Consider the following 17,737-nt stretch of genomic DNA (forward strand, 5'->3'; position numbering starts at 1 on the left):
CCGTTTTAAACATTTCCCCTGATTAGCGAACAATGACCATCTTTACCGTGATCCAGGAAAAGCATCTTGCAGGAAGCTCATCTGCAGCCAAAACCTCTGTAAATGATTTCCTCTAGGGTAGTATCCCCTTCAAAAAAGATGACTTAGATTTCCCACTTGACAGTTGCCCAGGAGGTGATGGTTAATGCCTCGCTGTATTCCTACAGAAGCGCTTCTGCAGCGCTTTAATCAACGTCCAGCCGGGGCCTTCGGTTGGAATGATCCCGAGCATGGATTGCAAGGAATTGTAACTTTTTGAGTAAGTCGGATCTGGGTACGGCATTTCAAAGCCACTACCAGTGTGGCGCTGTGCAGAACACTGGAGGCAATGACAATGAAGAGGCGAGGTAATTGGTTCTTATTTCTGACAATAGCAATAACCATTCTTCTTACGGGTCAAAGCTATGGCCAGGTAACGACAGGATCGATCAGCGGAACGGTCACAGATTCGTCTGGGGCGTACGTGGCGAACGCAACGATTATCGTGAGTAGCCCCACTACTGGACTGAGCCGCACGGTATCCGCCAATAATGAGGGACAGTACTCAGTAGAAGAGTTGCCCTCTGGCGGTTACGAGGTGACCGTCAAGGTTCCAAACTACAAAGAAGCGATCGTAAAGGGGGTCAACGTTCAGGTAGCGACAAACGCCACTGTGAATGCTGAACTTCAAATCGGGAGTGTATCCGAGACGGTCACGGTGGAGGCAGATGCGGTCCAGGTGCAGACCGAAAGCGGAGCGATTGGAAATGTGATTGACGGTGGCCAGGTCAAACAACTGCCCCTTAATGGCCGCAGCTTCGTGGAACTGACCCAGTTGCAGCCCGGCGTCTCTGCTGCCAACAACTTTGACACAAAGAACAAAGGATTGCAGGGAGGCGTGGACATGTCCGTTAACGGCAACCCTACAACCAACAATCTATTCTTGATCGATGGTGTCAACAACAACGATACCGGCTCCAATCGCACCATTCTTATCTATCCGTCAAACGAAGCAATCGCAGAGTTCAAGTTCGTCACAAACTCGTATGGTGCGGAATACGGGCAGGCCTCTGGCGGTATTATCAGCATCGTCACTCGTAACGGAACGAATCAGTTTCATGGCAGCGTTTTCTACAGCGGCCGCAACGATGCCCTCTCCGCCTACACCTATTTCGCGCGGCAAAACGCAGGCAAGGGTCTTCCGCTGGATGGCAAAGATAAACTCCGCCGCAATGACTGGGGCTACTCGATCGGTGGACCGGTCTTGAAAGATAAGCTGTTCTTCTTCTGGAGCCAGGAGTGGAATCGCGAAATCCGCGGACGTACAGTGGGCGCCTGTGTTCCCAGTGCCGCCGAGCGTGCAGGTGACTTCACAAATCTTTCCTGCAGCGGCGCAGCGGCACCCAATATACCGGCCCAGTTTCAGGTACCCGGAAACCCGCGTGCTTTAAACGCCGTCGATCCGTCTGCCGCCACCGTCCTCCAAGTGATGCCCTTACCCAATTTGAGCACGCTCAACAGTCAGGGGCGGAACTGGCAGGTATCGCTGCCCACGGCGCTCTACTGGCGTGAGGAAAATGTCCGCGTCGACTATAACCTGACGCCTCGCAATGCGATCATGGGACGCTACACACAGGACACCTGGAACAACCCTTCCTATAACGCGGGTTACTGGGGCGACGATCCATATCCGGCATTGGACAGCAGCTGGTCACAACCTTCAAAGTCGATCGTAGGACGCTGGACAGCCACCATCAGCAACACCTTTGTGAACGCGGTCTCCTTCCAGTATTCAAACAACCGTATCAGTATCACTCCTGGTGGTACCAATCCTGAGCTCCTGCCGCAGATATCTGCCGCTATTCAGCCCCTGTACTCGAACTCGATCAAGCGCTCGTCTGTTGGCATCCCGCAGGTGAACCTCGGGGTCTATAGCGGCAGTGGTGGTGATACCATCCAGATGATCGCCCCCTGGCAGAACCAGCTAAACCTCTATACCCTCCAGGACAACGTGTCGAAGGTCTGGAATCGTCATACCCTGAAATTCGGCATCTTGTTCGACTGGAACGGCAAAGATGAAGACACGGGGCCTGCCAGTTCAGAGCGTCCGATCGTGAACACCGCAGATACGAATGTCGCATCAACCGCGGGAGGATTCGCCACCGGAAACAACCTAGCCAATTTCCTTGTTCCAAGGAACGTATTCAACATCAATGAGACCTCCACGAACGTACGTGCAGAGTTGCGCTGGCGTGACTACGAGTTTTATGTCATGGATAGCATCAAGATCACACCACGCTTGACGCTGGAGGCCGGTGTCCGCTACTCCTACATGACGCCAACCTTCCAGCCGAATAATCAATTAACTAATTTCCAGCCCTCGCTTTATGATCCGTCTAAGCCCGCCAGTGATGCCTGCAACGGTCTTTGGATCGTGAAGGGCTCAGACCCCTGCGGAACGGCGAACACGCAGTTTGGTACTGCGTTCAGCACAGGCGTTGTCGGACCCAACAAGTATCTGGTCGACGTCAACAAGCACCTTTTTGCGCCTCGTGTAGGCGTCGCTTGGGACGTATTTGGTGACGCACGCACAGCAGTAAGATTCGGGGCAGGTCAGTTCTTCCAGCGCGAGCGCGTATCTCGCTATACGTTGGTGTCAAACGCTCCCTTCGCGCTGAACGCCAGCGGCATTCCGCGTACTCTCGACGGTGCTACCCCAGCGGCTGTACAGGGCACAGCAAGTCCAGCCGGTGGCTTCGACCCTAGAGCTCTGGTGCCAAATTCCTGGCAGTGGAACGCCACAGTGGAGCAGACACTGGCGAGGAACAGTGTCCTCTCCATCAGCTACGTCGGTAATCGCGGAATCCATCTCACATCCAGCTACGACATCAATCAGGTTCCACAACAAAACTGGTTGGCGGCGTCGTTCGCGAGTGGGAGTGCCGTGAACGCATTCCGCCCCTACTCAAAGTACGGCACGCTGACATGGTGGGCACACGACGGCAACTCCAACTACAACGGCCTCCAGGTGATGCTCAGATCTCGGGTCAAAGACCTGCAATTATCGGCCGCTTATACCTGGTCGCACTCCATCGCCGATATCGTCTTGGATGACTCAAGCGGCGGTCTCGGAGATCAGACTCGCACCTACTTTCCTAATCCGCGGCTAGATCGCGGCAATGGAAATACCAATCGGCCGAACGTCTTTGTTGCCAATGCCATTTATTATTTGCCGCAGTTGAAAGGATCAAGCCGCCTGGTCCGAAACACCCTCGGCGGATGGGAACTGACTGGCATTACCACTGCCGCAAGCGGCAATTCATTTACGATCTACCAGAGCACATCTCTATCTGAAAACACCGCAAATCTCGCCTTCCAGCCACTACCTGGACAGTCGCTCAGCTCAGTGACCCAAACCGGCTATATCAATCCGTTGCGTCCGCTTACCACCGGGGAAAGCTGCACTGCCAATCAGAACGGCAGCCAGATCATTAACCCGAATGCTTTCACCATGGTTGGATATGTCATCGGGACCATACCGGCCAATACAGAGCCTCGCGGCTTCTGCGGTGGACCCAAGTTCGTGAACACAGACTTTTCCGTGAACAAGAACTGGAAGATCTTCAAGGAGCGGGCGACAATTCAATTCCGCATGGACTTTTTCGATATCTTCAACCATGCCAACTTCAACGCCGACAACGGCAGCTTCTCTCCGTTCTCTCAGGTGAACTGCGGCGCGCGAACTGCAGGAGGTTACGCCCCATGCAGCCCGACGAACAACGTGGTGACCTCCGCCCCCATACAAGCTGGCTTCGGGAACTCCGGCGCAACAATAGGCAACGCAGCACGCCAGCTGCAGTATGGGCTTCGCATCGACTTTTAACCTTTAGCCGCTAGAACATTTCAAGCCGGCAGGGACTGCAAGATAGCAGCCCTGCCGTTTTCCTTTCTTGTCCTTCTAGAATAGGACCGCATCATTTATGGCCTGCATCTCTCTTCCATTCCGCTGCGAACATGCAGATCGCCACTTCTACGGCCCCACGTTGATGGCAGCGGCAATAGCTGTCGCACTTTGCCTAAATCCAGATTGGCATTTGGCAATAGCCCAAACACCGTCTGGTACCTCACAGAACCATCGATCAAGCGCAGCCGAGCAAGACACTGCACAACTCGAACAACGGCAGGCAGCGCAACGGGCTGCGGTGCAATCTGGCGATCCCCAGGCAATTGAAGATTCGACCCGCTCCCTATCGGCATTTGCGCTGCATGCAATGGCCGACCTGCGTGCATCGGAGCACATGCTTCCCGAAGCCGTCGAACTCTACCACAGGGCGTTAGCCCTGCAGGATTCTCCCGAAACCCGCAGCCACCTGGCCGATGCGGAGCTCCTTCAAAAGAAAGCTACCTTTAAAAATGGCGCAGCTCAGACCAAAGCTGTATCTCCGGCAGGCAGGCGTATTGACCCAACCTCCAAGCCGACAACTTCGCAGCTCGCACATTTAAGCCCATCGCAGGCACACATGTTCACTGCCCTTGACACACGACTGCGTCAGATCCTCAGCAGTAGTTTCAATGACTGGGGAACACTCGAAGCCCGTCGGCAGCGATACCCGGAAGCTTTGATCTACTTTCATGAGGCCGAGGATTGGGAGGCCTCTACACCCGGCCTGCGGCGCAACATCGGGATGGCGGCGTTCCTCGACGGGCAGTATGAAGAAGCAGTGCGCGCTTTGCAATTGGCCGCCTTGCGCGAACCGCAAGACCAGCACACTTGCTTGATGCTGGCTATGTCCCAGTTTTCGCTGGACCGTTTTTCGGATGCAGCTCGCACCTTTGCGATGGTCGCTGACCTGGCGATGCGGGATCCTCGCGCAGCCTACGCCTGGGCACTCTCGCTCGCCCGCACGGACCGGCAGGCGAAGGCCAACGAGATCGTCGATAAGTTGAGCACCCAGACGCTTCCTTTGGACCAGCTCGCACTGGTTTGCAAAGTCTACTACGTAACGGCTAACTATGAACAAGCCGTCAAATGCTTCCGGCAAATATCCCAGCAGGACCCCACTTTCAAAGGCTCTCACCTGGAAACTGGAGCAGCACTCATCCGGCTGGACCGTCCAACAGAAGCCATTCCTGAACTACAGGCAGAGTCAAAGCTCAGTCCCGACAATCTCGACGCGCAATACTATCTCGCCTACGCATTTCTGCAGGTCTCACGCAAGGAGGAAGCTGCCACGCTGCTGAAGTCCATCATCACCGCAGACCCTGCATATGTGCAAGCGCAGTATCAGTTGGGAAGACTCCTGCTGGACGACGGGCAAACGGAACAGGCAATCCAGCACCTGGAACGTGCGGCAAATGCTGATACAACGCATGACTACCTGCACTACCAGCTTCACGTGGCGTATCGACGGGCGGGCCGTACAGCCGATGCAAATCGGGAACTCAAGCTATATAAGGAAATCAAAGCCAGTCATCGCACAATAACATCCCCGCAGGATCATGAGAAGAACTAAAGCCGACGAGCGTCGCCCTTGGACCCAGAAAGGCCAACAGCCGATCCAGTGTGTCTGTCATATGCGTGTCGCGCAGATTCCACGAGCTCTCGCCGCCTTCGAACATCGCACGGTAGTATCGCTCGGCGTCCCGGACAAGCATGGCGTTCTGTCCCGCAGAAAATGCCTCGCGGCGGGCGTGAGGACCATCCCATGATGCCAGTTCGGCACTCCTGCGCTGCAGTTCCGTCACCTGCTCGATGACGGCAGTCTCGCAGCTTACCGTCATACCGATGTTGGCTGCGTACCCATCCGCCCGCTGACCCACAAGACCACACAAAACATGGGTGGCACTCTGTATTTGCTGTTTGCGGCGCTTGCGATGCTCCTGATCATCGGCTGCAGCAATGTCTCGAGCTTGTTATTGGCTAGAGGCACGCCGCGGAGCCGTGAGTTTGCTCTGCGATCCGCCGTGGGTGCCAGCAGCTTGAGAATTGTGCGCCAGTTGCTAACGTCGCTCCTGTTGGCGTTTACCTGGGACAGCGCTCGGTATCTTAATAGCCTATCGACTGCTTCGGCTGCTGGTCACGCAGGGAATCTCCAACGAATTTTGGCTCAGTTTTGCCGGTGCAGGTCCAATGACGGGATCCCTCTTATCCTGGTTGGTACATGAAACTGGGGCATATCCATACCGCTCGCGCGGCAAGCGATTTGCAACGATTTGGCCAGCAGGGTGATTACGTGCTGCCAGCATGTGGGCAGCATGCGCTGACACTCGGTGGCAGCGTGGCATGGAGCGAGAGCGCTTACGGAGTCAGGTCAAAGCGTTCATTCTGAGATGTTTTCAGCGTCGCAGGCCAGTTAAGTATCACGGAGTATGATTCCAGATAGCCCTTTCGTGGCTGCAGTACCAGAAACTTGAGTCCGTCTGGCGTGACAGCATACTGATTGACCGTTGCATCTGGTAGAAATCCGGTATCGAATAGTTTTCGTGGAGCGCCTATCTTCACAGGCGAGCCGCGCTCCAACGTGACGGATATCATTTCTCCGTCGTTACTGATGTAGAACAGTTCCCTGCCGTCACCGCGCCATCGCGGCTGTACGCCACCGGCCGGCGACACCTGCTTGATGTCTTGAAACGCAGGAAAGGAAGCAACAAACACGTCCCATCTGCCGTCGCGCAGCTCATCATAGGCGATCAATCGTCCATCTGGAGACAGATGAAACGCATCTTTGCGGGAACTCGATGAATATACAGGTTGAGGTCTCTTGTCGCCCGTCAGGGGTAGTACCGAAAGTGTCCTGGTGTCGTGCGTCAGAAGAAATTTACCGTCCGGGGACCAGTCCTCCACCCAGTGCGCTGTGTTATCGCCATAAATCGGCTCCAGCTGCTGCTTGCCCACTTCGGTCTTTGCTACCAGGAACGGCGGATCACTCCCGCCGTTCGGCATGAGATTGAAAGCAACGTAGCGAGAGTCTGGTGACCACACTGGGTCGGACTGCGCGTGGGGATCAACCGTTAAGGGTGTGGTTGTATTTGTCCCAATATCAATCAGCCACAGACTGCCTGTAGCATGCTGTTGGAACGAGTTCAGTGCCAGGTGCTTACCATCGGGAGAAAGCGTGAACTGCTGATAATCGACCACCGGATCCACGCCGCCGACCGTTGCGCCATCTCGTGCATACCACCTGAGTTGATCGACCGGAAATCCCTCTGCGGTGCCGTAGATCAGCACTCCATTTTGCGACGCGGCGAATTCGGAACTGCCAAGGTACGCTGGCGACGCAGCGACGTTGCGAGCCACCAACAGAGGTTCCCCTATCCTTCGCAATGAGTTCCATTCCATCCGTTGCGCATAGAGATTCTGTTGCTGGATGAACAGCAAGTACTCATCGGCGACTACTGGCCTGTGCTGCGTGGTTACGATTTCAGTGGGAGCGTCGCCATCTAGTCGCTGAGCATACACCTTCGCGTGTGGATCCTCCGCCGCCAGACTTGTCCGAGCTAGGTAGATAAACTGTTTGCCATCCGGCAGGAACTGAACCCACATTTGGCTGACTTGTCCCGGAAGCAACGACGTCACCGGAGTCGCTTTTGCGCCGTCACGAGAGACACGGAAGATTGGACTGTTTACGGTTCTGGCGAAGAGAATTGTTTCGTCGGGGCCCCATGTTCCTTGCGCGACCTCTGCAACGCTGAAGATCACTTCGGGAGTTCCACCCGATCGTCCTATTTTCTGCAGCTTGCCACCCGCCCAGAAGCCAATGAACTGTGAGTCTGGGGACCAGAACGGAAACAGCGCGCCTTCAGTCTGCTCTATTTTTCGCGGTTCTGAAGAACCTAACTCGCGGAACCACAACGAGCTTTGACCAGACGCATCACTCGCCGCAAAGGCCAGCATCTCGCCATCGGGAGAAAGGGCCATATATTCGAACGGGTGCCAGCTTCTGTGTAGCGTTATGCCGGGCGGCAGGCCCAGTGACAACCGTACCGCATTGGACTCGCGAGGCGGGTGACGTCGTGATGAAATCACGACAGAAACAGCAACAACCGCGATTGCCGCAAGGACCACAATCACTGATTTACGCCGCCGCAGGGACGGCGAGGGAGCTGCAGTCGAGGGCACCTCGTTGCGAACTGCGCCCACATCTTCGGGGGGCAGCTTGCCCGTTTTGTCGAATTGATGCCCTGTCGGCATGCGCCAATATTACCCCTTAATGGCAAGTAAGGGCACCGTTCATTAAGCACTGACGGCTAGGCGCCAACCGCGCGCCGTGATTAAGCGCGATAGGGGGGAGTTACAGCTCGATGATTCCTCGCTTCACGCCGATCGTTGCGGCGTGTGTTCGATCGTTAGCACCCAGCTTGGAAAGGATGGATTTAACTCGACTCTTGACGGTTTCTTCGGTGATCGAGAGTTGGTCGGCGATTTGCTTATTAGTATTGCCAGCCGCGACCAAGCGAAGAACGTTGATTTCTGCCGGTGTCAGTGCATCGTCCGTCGCGTGCTCAGCCAACTCGTAAGAGGCCTCGGGAGAGAGCGCCTTCCTGCCGGCATGAACGGCTCGGATTGTCTCTACGAGCTCCTTGTGAAACGTGCTTTTGAGCAGGTATCCCTGTGCTCCCGCTTTGAGAGCGCGAAGAATCTGAACGTCACCCTTGTACGTCGTCAGTACGACAATCTTCGCGTCGGGAAATTCGCTGCGGATCGCGACGATTGCATCGAAGCCGCTCATCTCCGGCATTTGCAGGTCCATCAGCGTGATGTCGGGGCGGTGGGTACGAAGCTGTTGTATCGCCTCGGAGCCATTCGAGGCTTCGGCCACCAGGGTCATATCCGGCTGAGTGCCGACGAGGACCGCTATGCCCTCCCTTATCAGAGCATGATCGTCCGCAACAAGAATGCGAATTGGTTGCGACCCATCACTGACGCTCGATGGTTTCATTCACGTCACTTTCTGTTGCCGAGCGCTTCCTGAAATACCAGAAACGCCGCGTTGGTTTCGTGTACGCTCGCGAGCCCGGAATGATCAGCTCGATTTCCGTTCCGCCATCTGCTTCACTCCAGATCGTTAGCTTCCCGCTCACGAGCGCGGCTCGTTCCTTCATGCCTCGTAAGCCGTAGTGCCCCTCACGTCCGTCTTGGCTGAGAACGTCCGAATCGATGCCCTTTCCGTCATCCCGAACGCGGAGCCGGAAGTACTTCTCGTCGTATCGAATCTCAACTTCTAAAGTTTGCGCCGCCGCATGCCGGAAGGCATTGCGCAGCGCCTCGGCAGTAACTCGGTACACTTCATCTCGCAGAATCGGATGCAAATTGCGAGATGTCCCTTCCACGACCACGTCGAATCGGGGAGAGGATTGATTCGTCTCAGCAGAAGCCAACGCTTCCCCGAGTGTCTGAATGGCCTGTGCAAGGTCGTTCTGTTCCACGGCGGACACCCTCAAAGCTTGCACGGCATCCCTGCCCTCAGTAATCGCGTCCGAGGCCCGATCGACAGCTACTTCCAGTGTTTTGCGAGCGTCGACTGCGCCCTCCGGCAACTTGTAAATGACAGCTTGAAACAGTGGCAAAACTGCTTGAAAACTCTGAAGCAGGGTGTCGTGCAGGTCGCGGGCAATACGTGTGCGCTCGCTTACACGCTCTTCCAGACCCACGTTGAACTGGTACGCCAGTTGCCGGACACGCATCTGGTAAGCCGCCCACACCAGTGCCACGAATAAGGCCGCGCAGAGCGCACGAAACCAGTTCGTCTGGTACCACATCGGCGGGATCACGAACCCCAGCGACGCGCCCTCTTCGTTCCACACGCCGCTGTTATTGCACGCATTCACGCGGAATTGGTACGCCCCGGGACCGAGGTTCGAATACTGCACCTCCCGATCGTTCACCACCTCACGCCAATCCGCGTCCACTCCCTCAAGTTTGTAACGGAAGCGCACCTTCTCCGGGATTACCAGGCTCAGCGCCGTGTACTCAATCGTCAGATAACGAATGCGCGCCGGCAGCCGCATCCCATTCCGCGCGTCGTACGGCTTCTCATCGGTGATCACCTGCTCGATGCGCACCGGTGGCGGCAGCTTGTTTTCCGCAAGATGATGCGGGTCGATGACACTAACCCCGTCGTACGCGGCGAACCATATTCTACCGTCGGAAGATTTGGTGACCCCATGTACTTCTGAAGGATAGGAATGGCTCGGTACACCGTCAGAAATGTCGAACAGCGTAGTCTGGACTGATCTGGAACGATCGGCAATCCAAGCGTCCAATTCCGGCCGCCGAATTCGCACGAGGCCGCATGCCATGTAGAGCCAAAGGGAGCGATCGTTGTCCTCCATGTTCCAATGCACGCTTTCACACGGCAACCCGTTCTTGCTCGTGAGAGTCGCGATGCGGCCATCCTTGATGCGGCTCAGCCCAGTTTCCGTTGCCGCCCAGAGCCCGCCGTTGGGTCCGAATCTAAGCTGGTTCACCCTGCCGCGTCCAAGCCCATCGGCGGCAGAGTAAGATTTCCGGATTCGACCGTCAGCGAAGTAGGAGACTCCACCCTGGTTGAATCCTAGCCAGAGTCCGCGCTGCGAGCGGTCGGCCAGCAAAACACGGGCATGGTCCGTATGTCCTAGCGCAGCCCAGGATAGCTTTTGGACCACCCTGTCACCAACTAAATGAAACAATCCCTTACTGTCATTCGCAACCCACAGATGCCCTGTCGGGAGTTCCGCCACCGAAACTGCCCATCCGCCGCCGAGATCGAGCACGGGAACAAATCGATCGCTGTCGAGATATCCGTATGCCGCGAGCGTCGACACCCAGATGCGTCCGCTGCTGTCCTGAAATACGGAATGAGTCGTTCCATCGCCACGGAGTACCACTGAGATCTGGCCGTTTTTCCACTTGTTCAGACCACTGTGGGTTCCGATCCAGACTCTGCCGTCGCTTGATGCCAAAACCGACAAGGTGTTGGTGTTAGAGAGACCCTGTTTGATACCGATGTTCGGAACGGCATACTCACGGAACCTGTCGATGCCGTTCGTAGTGACCACCCAAACATCGCCTTCTTGGTCCTGCAAAAGTCGGTTCACGGTGTCGCCGGAAAGGCCATCAGCCTCGGAAAAATTATCTGTCTTGCCCTGATGGAAGTGAATCAGGCCGCGGTCTGATGTCGCGACCCACACCGCTCCGTCACGATCGCGGAGCATCTGCGACGGCCTGAACCGCTGCGACGAGCGGACTGAGGCACCTCGCTGCACTTGCCGGGGGATGAGTCCTCGGCCTCCCTTATGACTGTCATTCACAAACGCGAAGTCTTCGTGCTCTGGAAGCGCCTGTTGCGCATGCTGGGGGTCCGATACTTCGAATGACTGCGGTCGCCCCGACTTCCACTTCCGAGAGTCCTTATCAAAACCTACCCAAAAGTTTCCCTCGGCGTCGGCATCGATCGCGCCGACGTTCTCCCCAAAAATGCGAGGTTCGCGGGTACCGACCCATACTGTGCCCTCGCCGTCCTCAAGTAATCCAGAGATCCGGCTGCCATTCAGCTCGGAATACGTAGTGAACTTGCCTTCCTTCCAACTGGCGAGTCCATTGTAGGTGCCAATCCACAAAGCGCCGTCGCGCGTGACCAGCAGAGTTCCGATGTCTTTGCCGGGCAGTTCCTGACCAGATGGCGGCTCCCAAGGCACGGCGCGCACGCCATCGAAGCGAAGCAAGCCGAATTCCGTGCCCAGCCAGATGTATCCGTCTGGTGTTTGTGCGATCGAGTATAGGAAGCCTTTAGCAAAGCCATCGCGCACCTTCCAAGCGGTATGCGCGTACTGGCTGATGTCGAGCGACGGGTCCAATGCCAACGCGCAAGCGCAGCATGCCAACATCACGGCCAGGCAGATGATCACCTCTGCGCGCGCTTTTCTCATAACACCGACATCTTAGCCCAATCATGCAACTCTGTTGGCGTGCGCAATAGGCGTTTCCCAATACCCATCTGCATTCGGCGCAGAAACCCGTTTCAATGAGGGATTTGCCCTGTTCTCAACACTTGACCGCCGTGTGCGATCTTGCAAATCTAAGGTTGTTTTCATTGAAGGATACCTAGGGAGCCTCTGCGCAGGTCAGCATTTTGCGGAGCGATGAAGTGCGGAAGCTGTTACCGTGGAATTTAGAGGCAAAATCGCAGCAAGACGCATGTTTTATGGGGTTATTTAGTGTCTCTGGAGGCCGCGATCCGGCCCCCAGAGACACTACGCCCCGAGCGGGGCCAAACGCTTGCGATGCTGGTATAGATTCACCAGCGCGAAAGCCGCCAACAGCCATTCGTGATTCCTCTTCAAGCCGCGGTAACGCACTTTGGTAAATCCGAAAACGCGCTTCAGGATGCGAAAGGGCCACTCCACTTTGGCTCGCACACGTGCCTTGGTGCGGTTCTTGCGCCGCTCCACCTCATCGACGACGCCGTTGCGTTTTGTACGCCGCGAAGTCATGTCCTGCGCCTCTGGTGCACCGCGTGGATCACCTCCGTTTGGCCCTGATAGCCTGCGTCGCCCCACACCTTCTTTTCTGCGCCATGCAGCAGGTCAGCCAGCATGTGCACGTCCGATACAGAGGCTGCTGAGGTGCACACCGAGTGCACGATGCCCTCCTTGCTATCGACCCCGATGTGCGCCTTGGCGCCGAAATGCCACTGGTTGCCCTTCCTGGTCTGATGCATCTCCGGATCACGCTCCCTCTTGGCGTTCTTCGTCGACGAGGGTGCCGCGATGATCGTGGCATCCACGATGGTGCCGGTCGAAATGCGGATGCCTTTGCTGTCCAAATACAGATTCACCGTATCCAGGATCTTGCCGCCTAGCTCGTATTGTTCCAGCAGATGCCGGAAGCGGAGGATGGTCGTCTCATCCGGCGCCGCGGCTCGACCCAGATCGACACCCGCAAACCGCCGCAGCACCGGCGACTCATACAGCGCATCCTCAGCACCGGGATCGGAGAGATGGAACCACTGCTGAAGAAAGTAAATTCGCAGCATAATCGATAACCCAACAGGCTCGCGCCCATTGCCGGACTTCGGATAGTACGGTTCGATCAAAGCATGTAACTCGGTCCAAGGAACTACACTTTCCATGGTCTCCAGAAACTGCTCCCGCTTGCTCTTCCGCCCGTACTTCTCGAAACCAGCCTGTGACGCCAAGGTTATCTGTCGCACCGTGCTCCTCATCCACCTACAACTTTATTCAGGACGGCTGTGGATTTCAGACTTGTGCAGACGTTCCCTAGCCGATGACAGACTGGTTCGCTCGCCCCGTCCTGCACGTGACCAACGTTGTGGCTTCGCTCCGCTTCTACGTTAACCAGCTCGGCTTCACGAACCCTGGCGCTACGACGAAGACGGCAAAGTCCGCATCGCCCAGGTCGATCGGCAGGGCCGTGCGCTTATCCTGGCCGACACGTGGCCACAGAAGATTGGCAAAGGGCTCATATTCATTTCCCTGAACGTCGAACCGGAGACGTGCGAGGCCGCAATCGGCGAGCTGGATGGGCTGCGCACAGAACTGGAGGCCAAGGGCGTTCCTGTCAAGGAGGGTTCGTGGGGTTACCGGCTCCTAGTAGTTGATGATCCCGATGGCAACCAGCTCTTCTTCAACTATCCGAACGAGACTGCGTCCAGCAAGATCGCTCGGGATGAAGCGTGATCACCCAGCGACGCGTGCCGCTGGAGGCCCGAGTACTGCCGCGCTGGGGTGACGCGATTCGGGGCGGTGTTCATACGCTGGGCGAAAAGTTGCCAAGTCACTCATCGAGGCGTATTACTACCCGGAAGTCGGCGCGCCTGAACCCTAACCTGACCGATTCGACGTCGTAAGGACGTTCCTCGGTAGTAATTCAAAAAAAACTTGATTACTTCCGGATTACCCGTCGCTCGGGCGATATCGGGTACCCCGGCAATCCATTTCCCTGGATGAGGTCGTGCCACTGGCAATGGAGGGGAGGTGGACATCACTACCGGTCTGGGGCACTGCGCCAATCTTTGTCAACTGGGCGAGGGGTTAGCGCGCTTGAGCCAAGCGCAATTACAAACGCGTCGCGAGTTGTCACGCTGTACTCAAATCCCGGATATATGTTCTGCAGGGCTGTTTAGCGGCATTTAAATCCCGGAATCCGCCGAGCTGTTTGTACTCAATCACGGACCGAAACTGATGCAAGGAAAGAGGATAGCGTCATCTTTGTACTTATATCCCGGACAAACTTCAGCAAAAACTTCGTCCGGGTTTTATGTGCAACAGTCCGGGATTTCAGTGCAGCGACAATGCACCTAAATCCCGGAAAAGGATTGAAAACAAACAAGCGTGATCGGGTGTCACGCTGCACTCAAATCCCGGAATGGGTTGAATGCATTTTTCCCTGAAAATGCCCGCGACAATCCCTACGTGCCGCCGGTCGTAATCACCAGCTTCAGAATCTTCAACAAACCTGCGCCCATAGGTACCGGATCCGTGCTTAAGAAAGCCATCCCATACGTGATTCTCTGACCCTCCCCTCCCGCGACAGTGTTTTCTCCTTTGAATTCGCCGCGTTGAGTTATTACGGGCTGTTATCACGGCCTGGATGGGGAGATGTTCTTTGGTGGCACCGAATGCGAATTCGCACAAGAACCATTATCGCTATATGCTCGAGAACTTTGAACATGCCTGGAATGAGGTGGGTAGCAGGCAGCGACTAACTACCTATACCAATCTCGGTCCTGGGAAATATGTCTTTCGCGTGCAGGGATCGAACGGCGATGGTGTATGGAATGGAAGAAGGGGCGTCGCTCACCATTGTGATCACGGCCCCCCTGGTGGAATACATGGCGGTTTCGTGCGCTATGCGGCGTCTTCCTCACCACGCTGCTGTGGGCGGCCTACCGATGGCGCTTGCGGCAAGTGCATCATCAGTTCGAGATGACACGGACGCGCGTGTCGATGAGCGCACACGAATTGCGCGTGACCTTCACGATACCCTGCTTCAAAGCTTTCATGGTGTGCTGCTGCGGCTCCAGACTGTTTCCCAGTTAATGCGGGAGCCCCCCGGTGGAAGCGCAAGAAGGGCTGGAAAGCACGATCGACGAGGTTGCTGAGGCGATCACCGAAGGTCGGGACGCTGTGCAAGGACTACGTGATTCCACAGTCCAAAGCAACGATCTCGCGCTGGCCATATTGAGGTTGAAATCCGCTATGACGACGAGTAATTTCGATTGCGCGTGCGGGACGATGGAAAAGGTATCGATCCGGCCGTCCTTTCCGTCAGCACGGCGAGAGGCACTATGGCTTGCCTGGTATGCGGGAACGCGCCACACTGATTGGAGGTAAGCTGACGGTGTGGAGCGAAGTGGATGCAGGAACGGAAGTAGAGCTGTGGGTACCCGCCAGTGCCGCCTACACAGCAGACCGGAAAGCTTCCTGGTTGTCACGAAAGCTTGCCGGAAAAGCGAAGGCTTGATCCAGGAGAGGTCATGAACGCCAGCACCTCGCCCATTCGAATTCTCTCGGTCGATGACCATCCGATCTTCCGCCAGGGGATTGCCGGTCTAGTAAGCATCCAGCCGGATATGATCCTGGTGGGTGAAGCGTCCGACGGTCGCGAGGCTATCCAGCTATTCCGGATGCACCGTCCGGACGTTACGCTGATGGACTTGCAAATGCCGGGAATGAATGGCGTTGATTCACTCATTGCCATTCGAAATGAATTTCCTGAGGCAAAAATTGTCGTGCTGACAACGTACGCCGGCGATGCGCAAATTATCCGTGCCATTAAGGCTGGCGCTCAGGCGTATCTACTAAAGAATGCGTTGCACAAGGAACTATTGGAGACGATTCGTGGGGTGCACGCCGGTAAGAAGGCCTTTTCCGCGGAAGTCTCGTATGAAATCGCCACGCATGCCACCGATGACCCATTGACGCCGGCAGAAATCAGCGTGCTGCGGCTGATCGCAGCCGGCTATGCCAACAAACAAATTGCGGGCAAACTCTCCATCACGGAGGAAACCGTAAAGAGTCGAGTCAAGTGCATTCTTTCAAAATTGGGTGCCGATGATCGAACGCAAGCCGCAATGATTGGGTTGAAAAGAGGAATCATCGACCTCTAGGAGCTTGTTGAATTTGACCACGGCGGTGCGGATTCCGTGGGGATTGGCGCTCTGTCGCCGATGCAGTTTGTTTGAAAGTGGTATTTCGGCTGTATTTACGGGGCATTTGCTTGGCCTCCGGGAAGCGCTCCCGGAGGCCGCGTCGGATTTCAGGCGCACTGCTCCCTGAACCTCACATGCTGTCGTTGCGCGATGAGCCTGGGCAGCCGGATCAGGTTGTGGGCGGCGCAGCTGAAGACGAACAGCCAGTCCACCTTCTCCAGGCCACGCAGCTTGACCTGGCGCAGTGGTCCGATCTGCTTCAGCCAACCAAAGCCTTTCTCAACCAGCCATCTGCGGCTGAGGCTGATGCCATAACCAGGCTGGCGTGTGGTTCGCCGATCCAGATTGCTATGGCGGCCCTTCTCGTTCTTCGTAACATGCGGAGTGACATTCATCTCACGCGCCGTGGCCACAAAATCCTTCGTGTCATAGGCCTCGTCCGCGCCTACGGTGATGCGCCGCGAGCGGTGCTTCTGCGTCTCATGCAGCATCAAGAGCGCGGCGTCGCGTTCAGCGTATCCCTCGGCGTGCGTGACCATCGCGGCCGCGATCAGGCCGTTACGGTTCTCCACCAAAGCATGGCCCAGATAACTCAGCTTCGACTCCTTTCCGTAGCTCTTCTTGTACAGCCGGGCGTCGCCATCGGTGGTCAATGCATGCGTCTGGTTGGTGCGCTTCTGGCCGCGGAAGCTCGAACCGTCGTCATCGTCGGACCGTCCTTCGAACGAAAGCTCTTCTGCGAGGCCCAGGCCTGAATCAGCGTGCCATCCACGGTGAAGTGCTCATCGCTCATGAAGCGCTTGGCCTGCCGGTTGACCTCGCTGAAGAACTGCTGTGCGACCGCGCTGCTCAGCAACCGAGCGCGGTTCTTGGAAAACACCGCGTGGTGCCATACCGCGTCGTCCATGCCGAGCCCGACGAACCAACGAAACAGCAGGTTGTAGTCGATCTGCTCGACCAACTGCCGCTCCGAACGGATCGAGTAAAACACCTGCAACAACAAGGCCCAGAATATACTCTGGCGCAATCGAGCGACGACCCGTCGCAGCATACAGTTGGTCAAACTCCCCACTCAGTGACTCCAGAACCTGGTCGGTCAGCTTGCGCACCGCACGCAACGGGTGATCCTGAGGCACACGCTCTTCCAACGACACATACCTGAACATCCCATCCTGAAACCGCTCATCTCCACGCATCCCAGTTAGACGAACATGACTGCACAGCAGTCGCATTCTTCAACAAGTTCCTAGTACTACTGTGGTATTAACGTAGATGCAGACAACAGGGACATCTGGGCAGAGAGCGTGCAAGGTGGGTTGCGATCTGTCGGCGCAGGGTGGTAATGGATTGAGGATTATGCCGTTCTGTGCGGACGGGCAGCGCCTCTGGGCGTGTAGTCGGATCGCACGCGGGGTATGTGAATCTGGATGTGGGCTGCTTTGATTGGCCACGAGTTGCTTGAGGGGGGAAAAAGGCACCGCTCCAGAACCAGGAAGCTATAGGCAGCGATCGATAGAGTTGCATGATGATGAAACCCGCGCCAGTTCCGGCCTTCGAAATGTCCCAGG

11 protein-coding genes and 2 pseudogenes are annotated in these 17,737 nt (G+C 56.3%); 5 read left to right on the forward strand and 8 right to left on the reverse strand.

Annotation, left to right across the window (positions count from 1 at the left end):
- Positions 1-373 precede the first annotated feature (373 nt).
- On the forward strand, positions 374-3,901 hold the full coding sequence (locus Q363_RS19960) for a TonB-dependent receptor (protein WP_169747052.1): 3,528 nt from the start codon (positions 374-376) through the stop codon (positions 3,899-3,901).
- 163 nt (positions 3,902-4,064) lie between these two features.
- Positions 4,065-5,531, forward strand: a complete 1,467-nt coding sequence (locus tag Q363_RS19965) for a tetratricopeptide repeat protein (protein WP_245632343.1) — start codon at positions 4,065-4,067, stop codon at positions 5,529-5,531.
- On the opposite strand, the gene Q363_RS38610 is transcribed toward Q363_RS19965, so the two are convergent.
- The 5 genes from Q363_RS38610 to Q363_RS19985 all read right to left on the reverse strand — a co-directional run bounded on the left by Q363_RS38610 (position 5,479) and on the right by Q363_RS19985 (position 13,208).
- Entirely contained in the window at positions 5,479-5,850 is a 372-nt protein-coding gene (locus Q363_RS38610; RefSeq protein WP_342667434.1) for an erythromycin esterase family protein, read from the reverse strand. The two genes, Q363_RS19965 and Q363_RS38610, sit on opposite strands and share 53 nt — an antisense overlap.
- Before the next feature lie 466 nt (positions 5,851-6,316).
- Complete coding sequence (locus Q363_RS19970) at positions 6,317-8,209, reverse strand: PD40 domain-containing protein (protein ID WP_157467225.1); 1,893 nt, start codon at positions 8,207-8,209, stop codon at positions 6,317-6,319.
- Between the two features lie 100 nt (positions 8,210-8,309).
- On the reverse strand, positions 8,310-8,957 hold the full coding sequence (locus Q363_RS19975; protein ID WP_035353913.1) for a response regulator: 648 nt from the start codon (positions 8,955-8,957) through the stop codon (positions 8,310-8,312).
- Complete coding sequence (locus tag Q363_RS19980; RefSeq protein ID WP_035353915.1) at positions 8,935-11,925, reverse strand: sensor histidine kinase; 2,991 nt, start codon at positions 11,923-11,925, stop codon at positions 8,935-8,937. The genes Q363_RS19975 and Q363_RS19980 overlap by 23 nt, the downstream gene beginning before the upstream one ends.
- A 324-nt stretch (positions 11,926-12,249) precedes the next feature.
- Positions 12,250-13,208, reverse strand: a protein-coding gene (locus Q363_RS19985) for an IS5 family transposase (RefSeq protein ID WP_245632342.1) whose coding sequence is annotated in 2 segments (ribosomal slippage) — positions 12,250-12,515 and positions 12,515-13,208 — 960 coding nt in all. Because the reading frame shifts where the segments join, the coding sequence is not laid out codon by codon here.
- Positions 13,209-14,608: 1,400 nt separating this feature from the next.
- Between Q363_RS19985 and Q363_RS46520 the strand changes: the two genes are divergently transcribed.
- From Q363_RS46520 to Q363_RS19995, 3 genes are all read left to right on the forward strand, one after another.
- A complete protein-coding gene (locus Q363_RS46520; RefSeq protein WP_084080575.1) occupies positions 14,609-14,947 on the forward strand; it encodes a triple tyrosine motif-containing protein in 339 nt (112 codons plus the stop codon).
- A complete protein-coding gene (locus tag Q363_RS46525; protein ID WP_169747055.1) occupies positions 14,910-15,119 on the forward strand; it encodes a histidine kinase in 210 nt (69 codons plus the stop codon). The genes Q363_RS46520 and Q363_RS46525 overlap by 38 nt, the downstream gene beginning before the upstream one ends.
- A gap of 375 nt (positions 15,120-15,494) precedes the next feature.
- Positions 15,495-16,127, forward strand: coding sequence for a response regulator (locus Q363_RS19995; RefSeq protein ID WP_035353918.1), 633 nt, complete (start codon positions 15,495-15,497; stop codon positions 16,125-16,127).
- Between the two features lie 149 nt (positions 16,128-16,276).
- On the opposite strand, the gene Q363_RS47485 is transcribed toward Q363_RS19995, so the two are convergent.
- From Q363_RS47485 to Q363_RS44415, 3 genes and pseudogenes are all read right to left on the reverse strand, one after another.
- Entirely contained in the window at positions 16,277-16,822 is a 546-nt protein-coding gene (locus Q363_RS47485) for a transposase (RefSeq protein ID WP_483782900.1), read from the reverse strand.
- Positions 16,819-17,401 (reverse strand): annotated as a pseudogene (locus Q363_RS47490) (transposase). The gene Q363_RS47485 and the pseudogene Q363_RS47490 overlap by 4 nt, the downstream one beginning before the upstream one ends.
- A 122-nt stretch (positions 17,402-17,523) precedes the next feature.
- Positions 17,524-17,737, reverse strand: a pseudogene (locus Q363_RS44415) (IS701 family transposase); the annotation flags it as partial.

The sequence above is a fragment of the Edaphobacter aggregans DSM 19364 genome, assembly GCF_000745965.1.
Classification (GTDB): domain Bacteria; phylum Acidobacteriota; class Terriglobia; order Terriglobales; family Acidobacteriaceae; genus Edaphobacter; species Edaphobacter aggregans.

Bases quoted from the DNA above. Each gene is read 5' to 3' on its own strand.
- Q363_RS19960 (WP_169747052.1), top strand. From the start codon at position 374: ATGAAGAGGCGAGGTAATTGGTTCTTATTTCTGACAATAGCAATAACC.
- Q363_RS19965 (WP_245632343.1), top strand. From the start codon at position 4,065: ATGGCAGCGGCAATAGCTGTCGCACTTTGCCTAAATCCAGATTGGCAT.
- Q363_RS19970 (WP_157467225.1), bottom strand. From the start codon at position 8,209: ATGCCGACAGGGCATCAATTCGACAAAACGGGCAAGCTGCCCCCCGAA.
- Q363_RS19975 (WP_035353913.1), bottom strand. From the start codon at position 8,957: ATGAAACCATCGAGCGTCAGTGATGGGTCGCAACCAATTCGCATTCTT.
- Q363_RS19980 (WP_035353915.1), bottom strand. From the start codon at position 11,925: ATGAGAAAAGCGCGCGCAGAGGTGATCATCTGCCTGGCCGTGATGTTG.
- Q363_RS46520 (WP_084080575.1), top strand. From the start codon at position 14,609: ATGGGGAGATGTTCTTTGGTGGCACCGAATGCGAATTCGCACAAGAAC.
- Q363_RS46525 (WP_169747055.1), top strand. From the start codon at position 14,910: ATGGCGCTTGCGGCAAGTGCATCATCAGTTCGAGATGACACGGACGCG.
- Q363_RS19995 (WP_035353918.1), top strand. From the start codon at position 15,495: ATGAACGCCAGCACCTCGCCCATTCGAATTCTCTCGGTCGATGACCAT.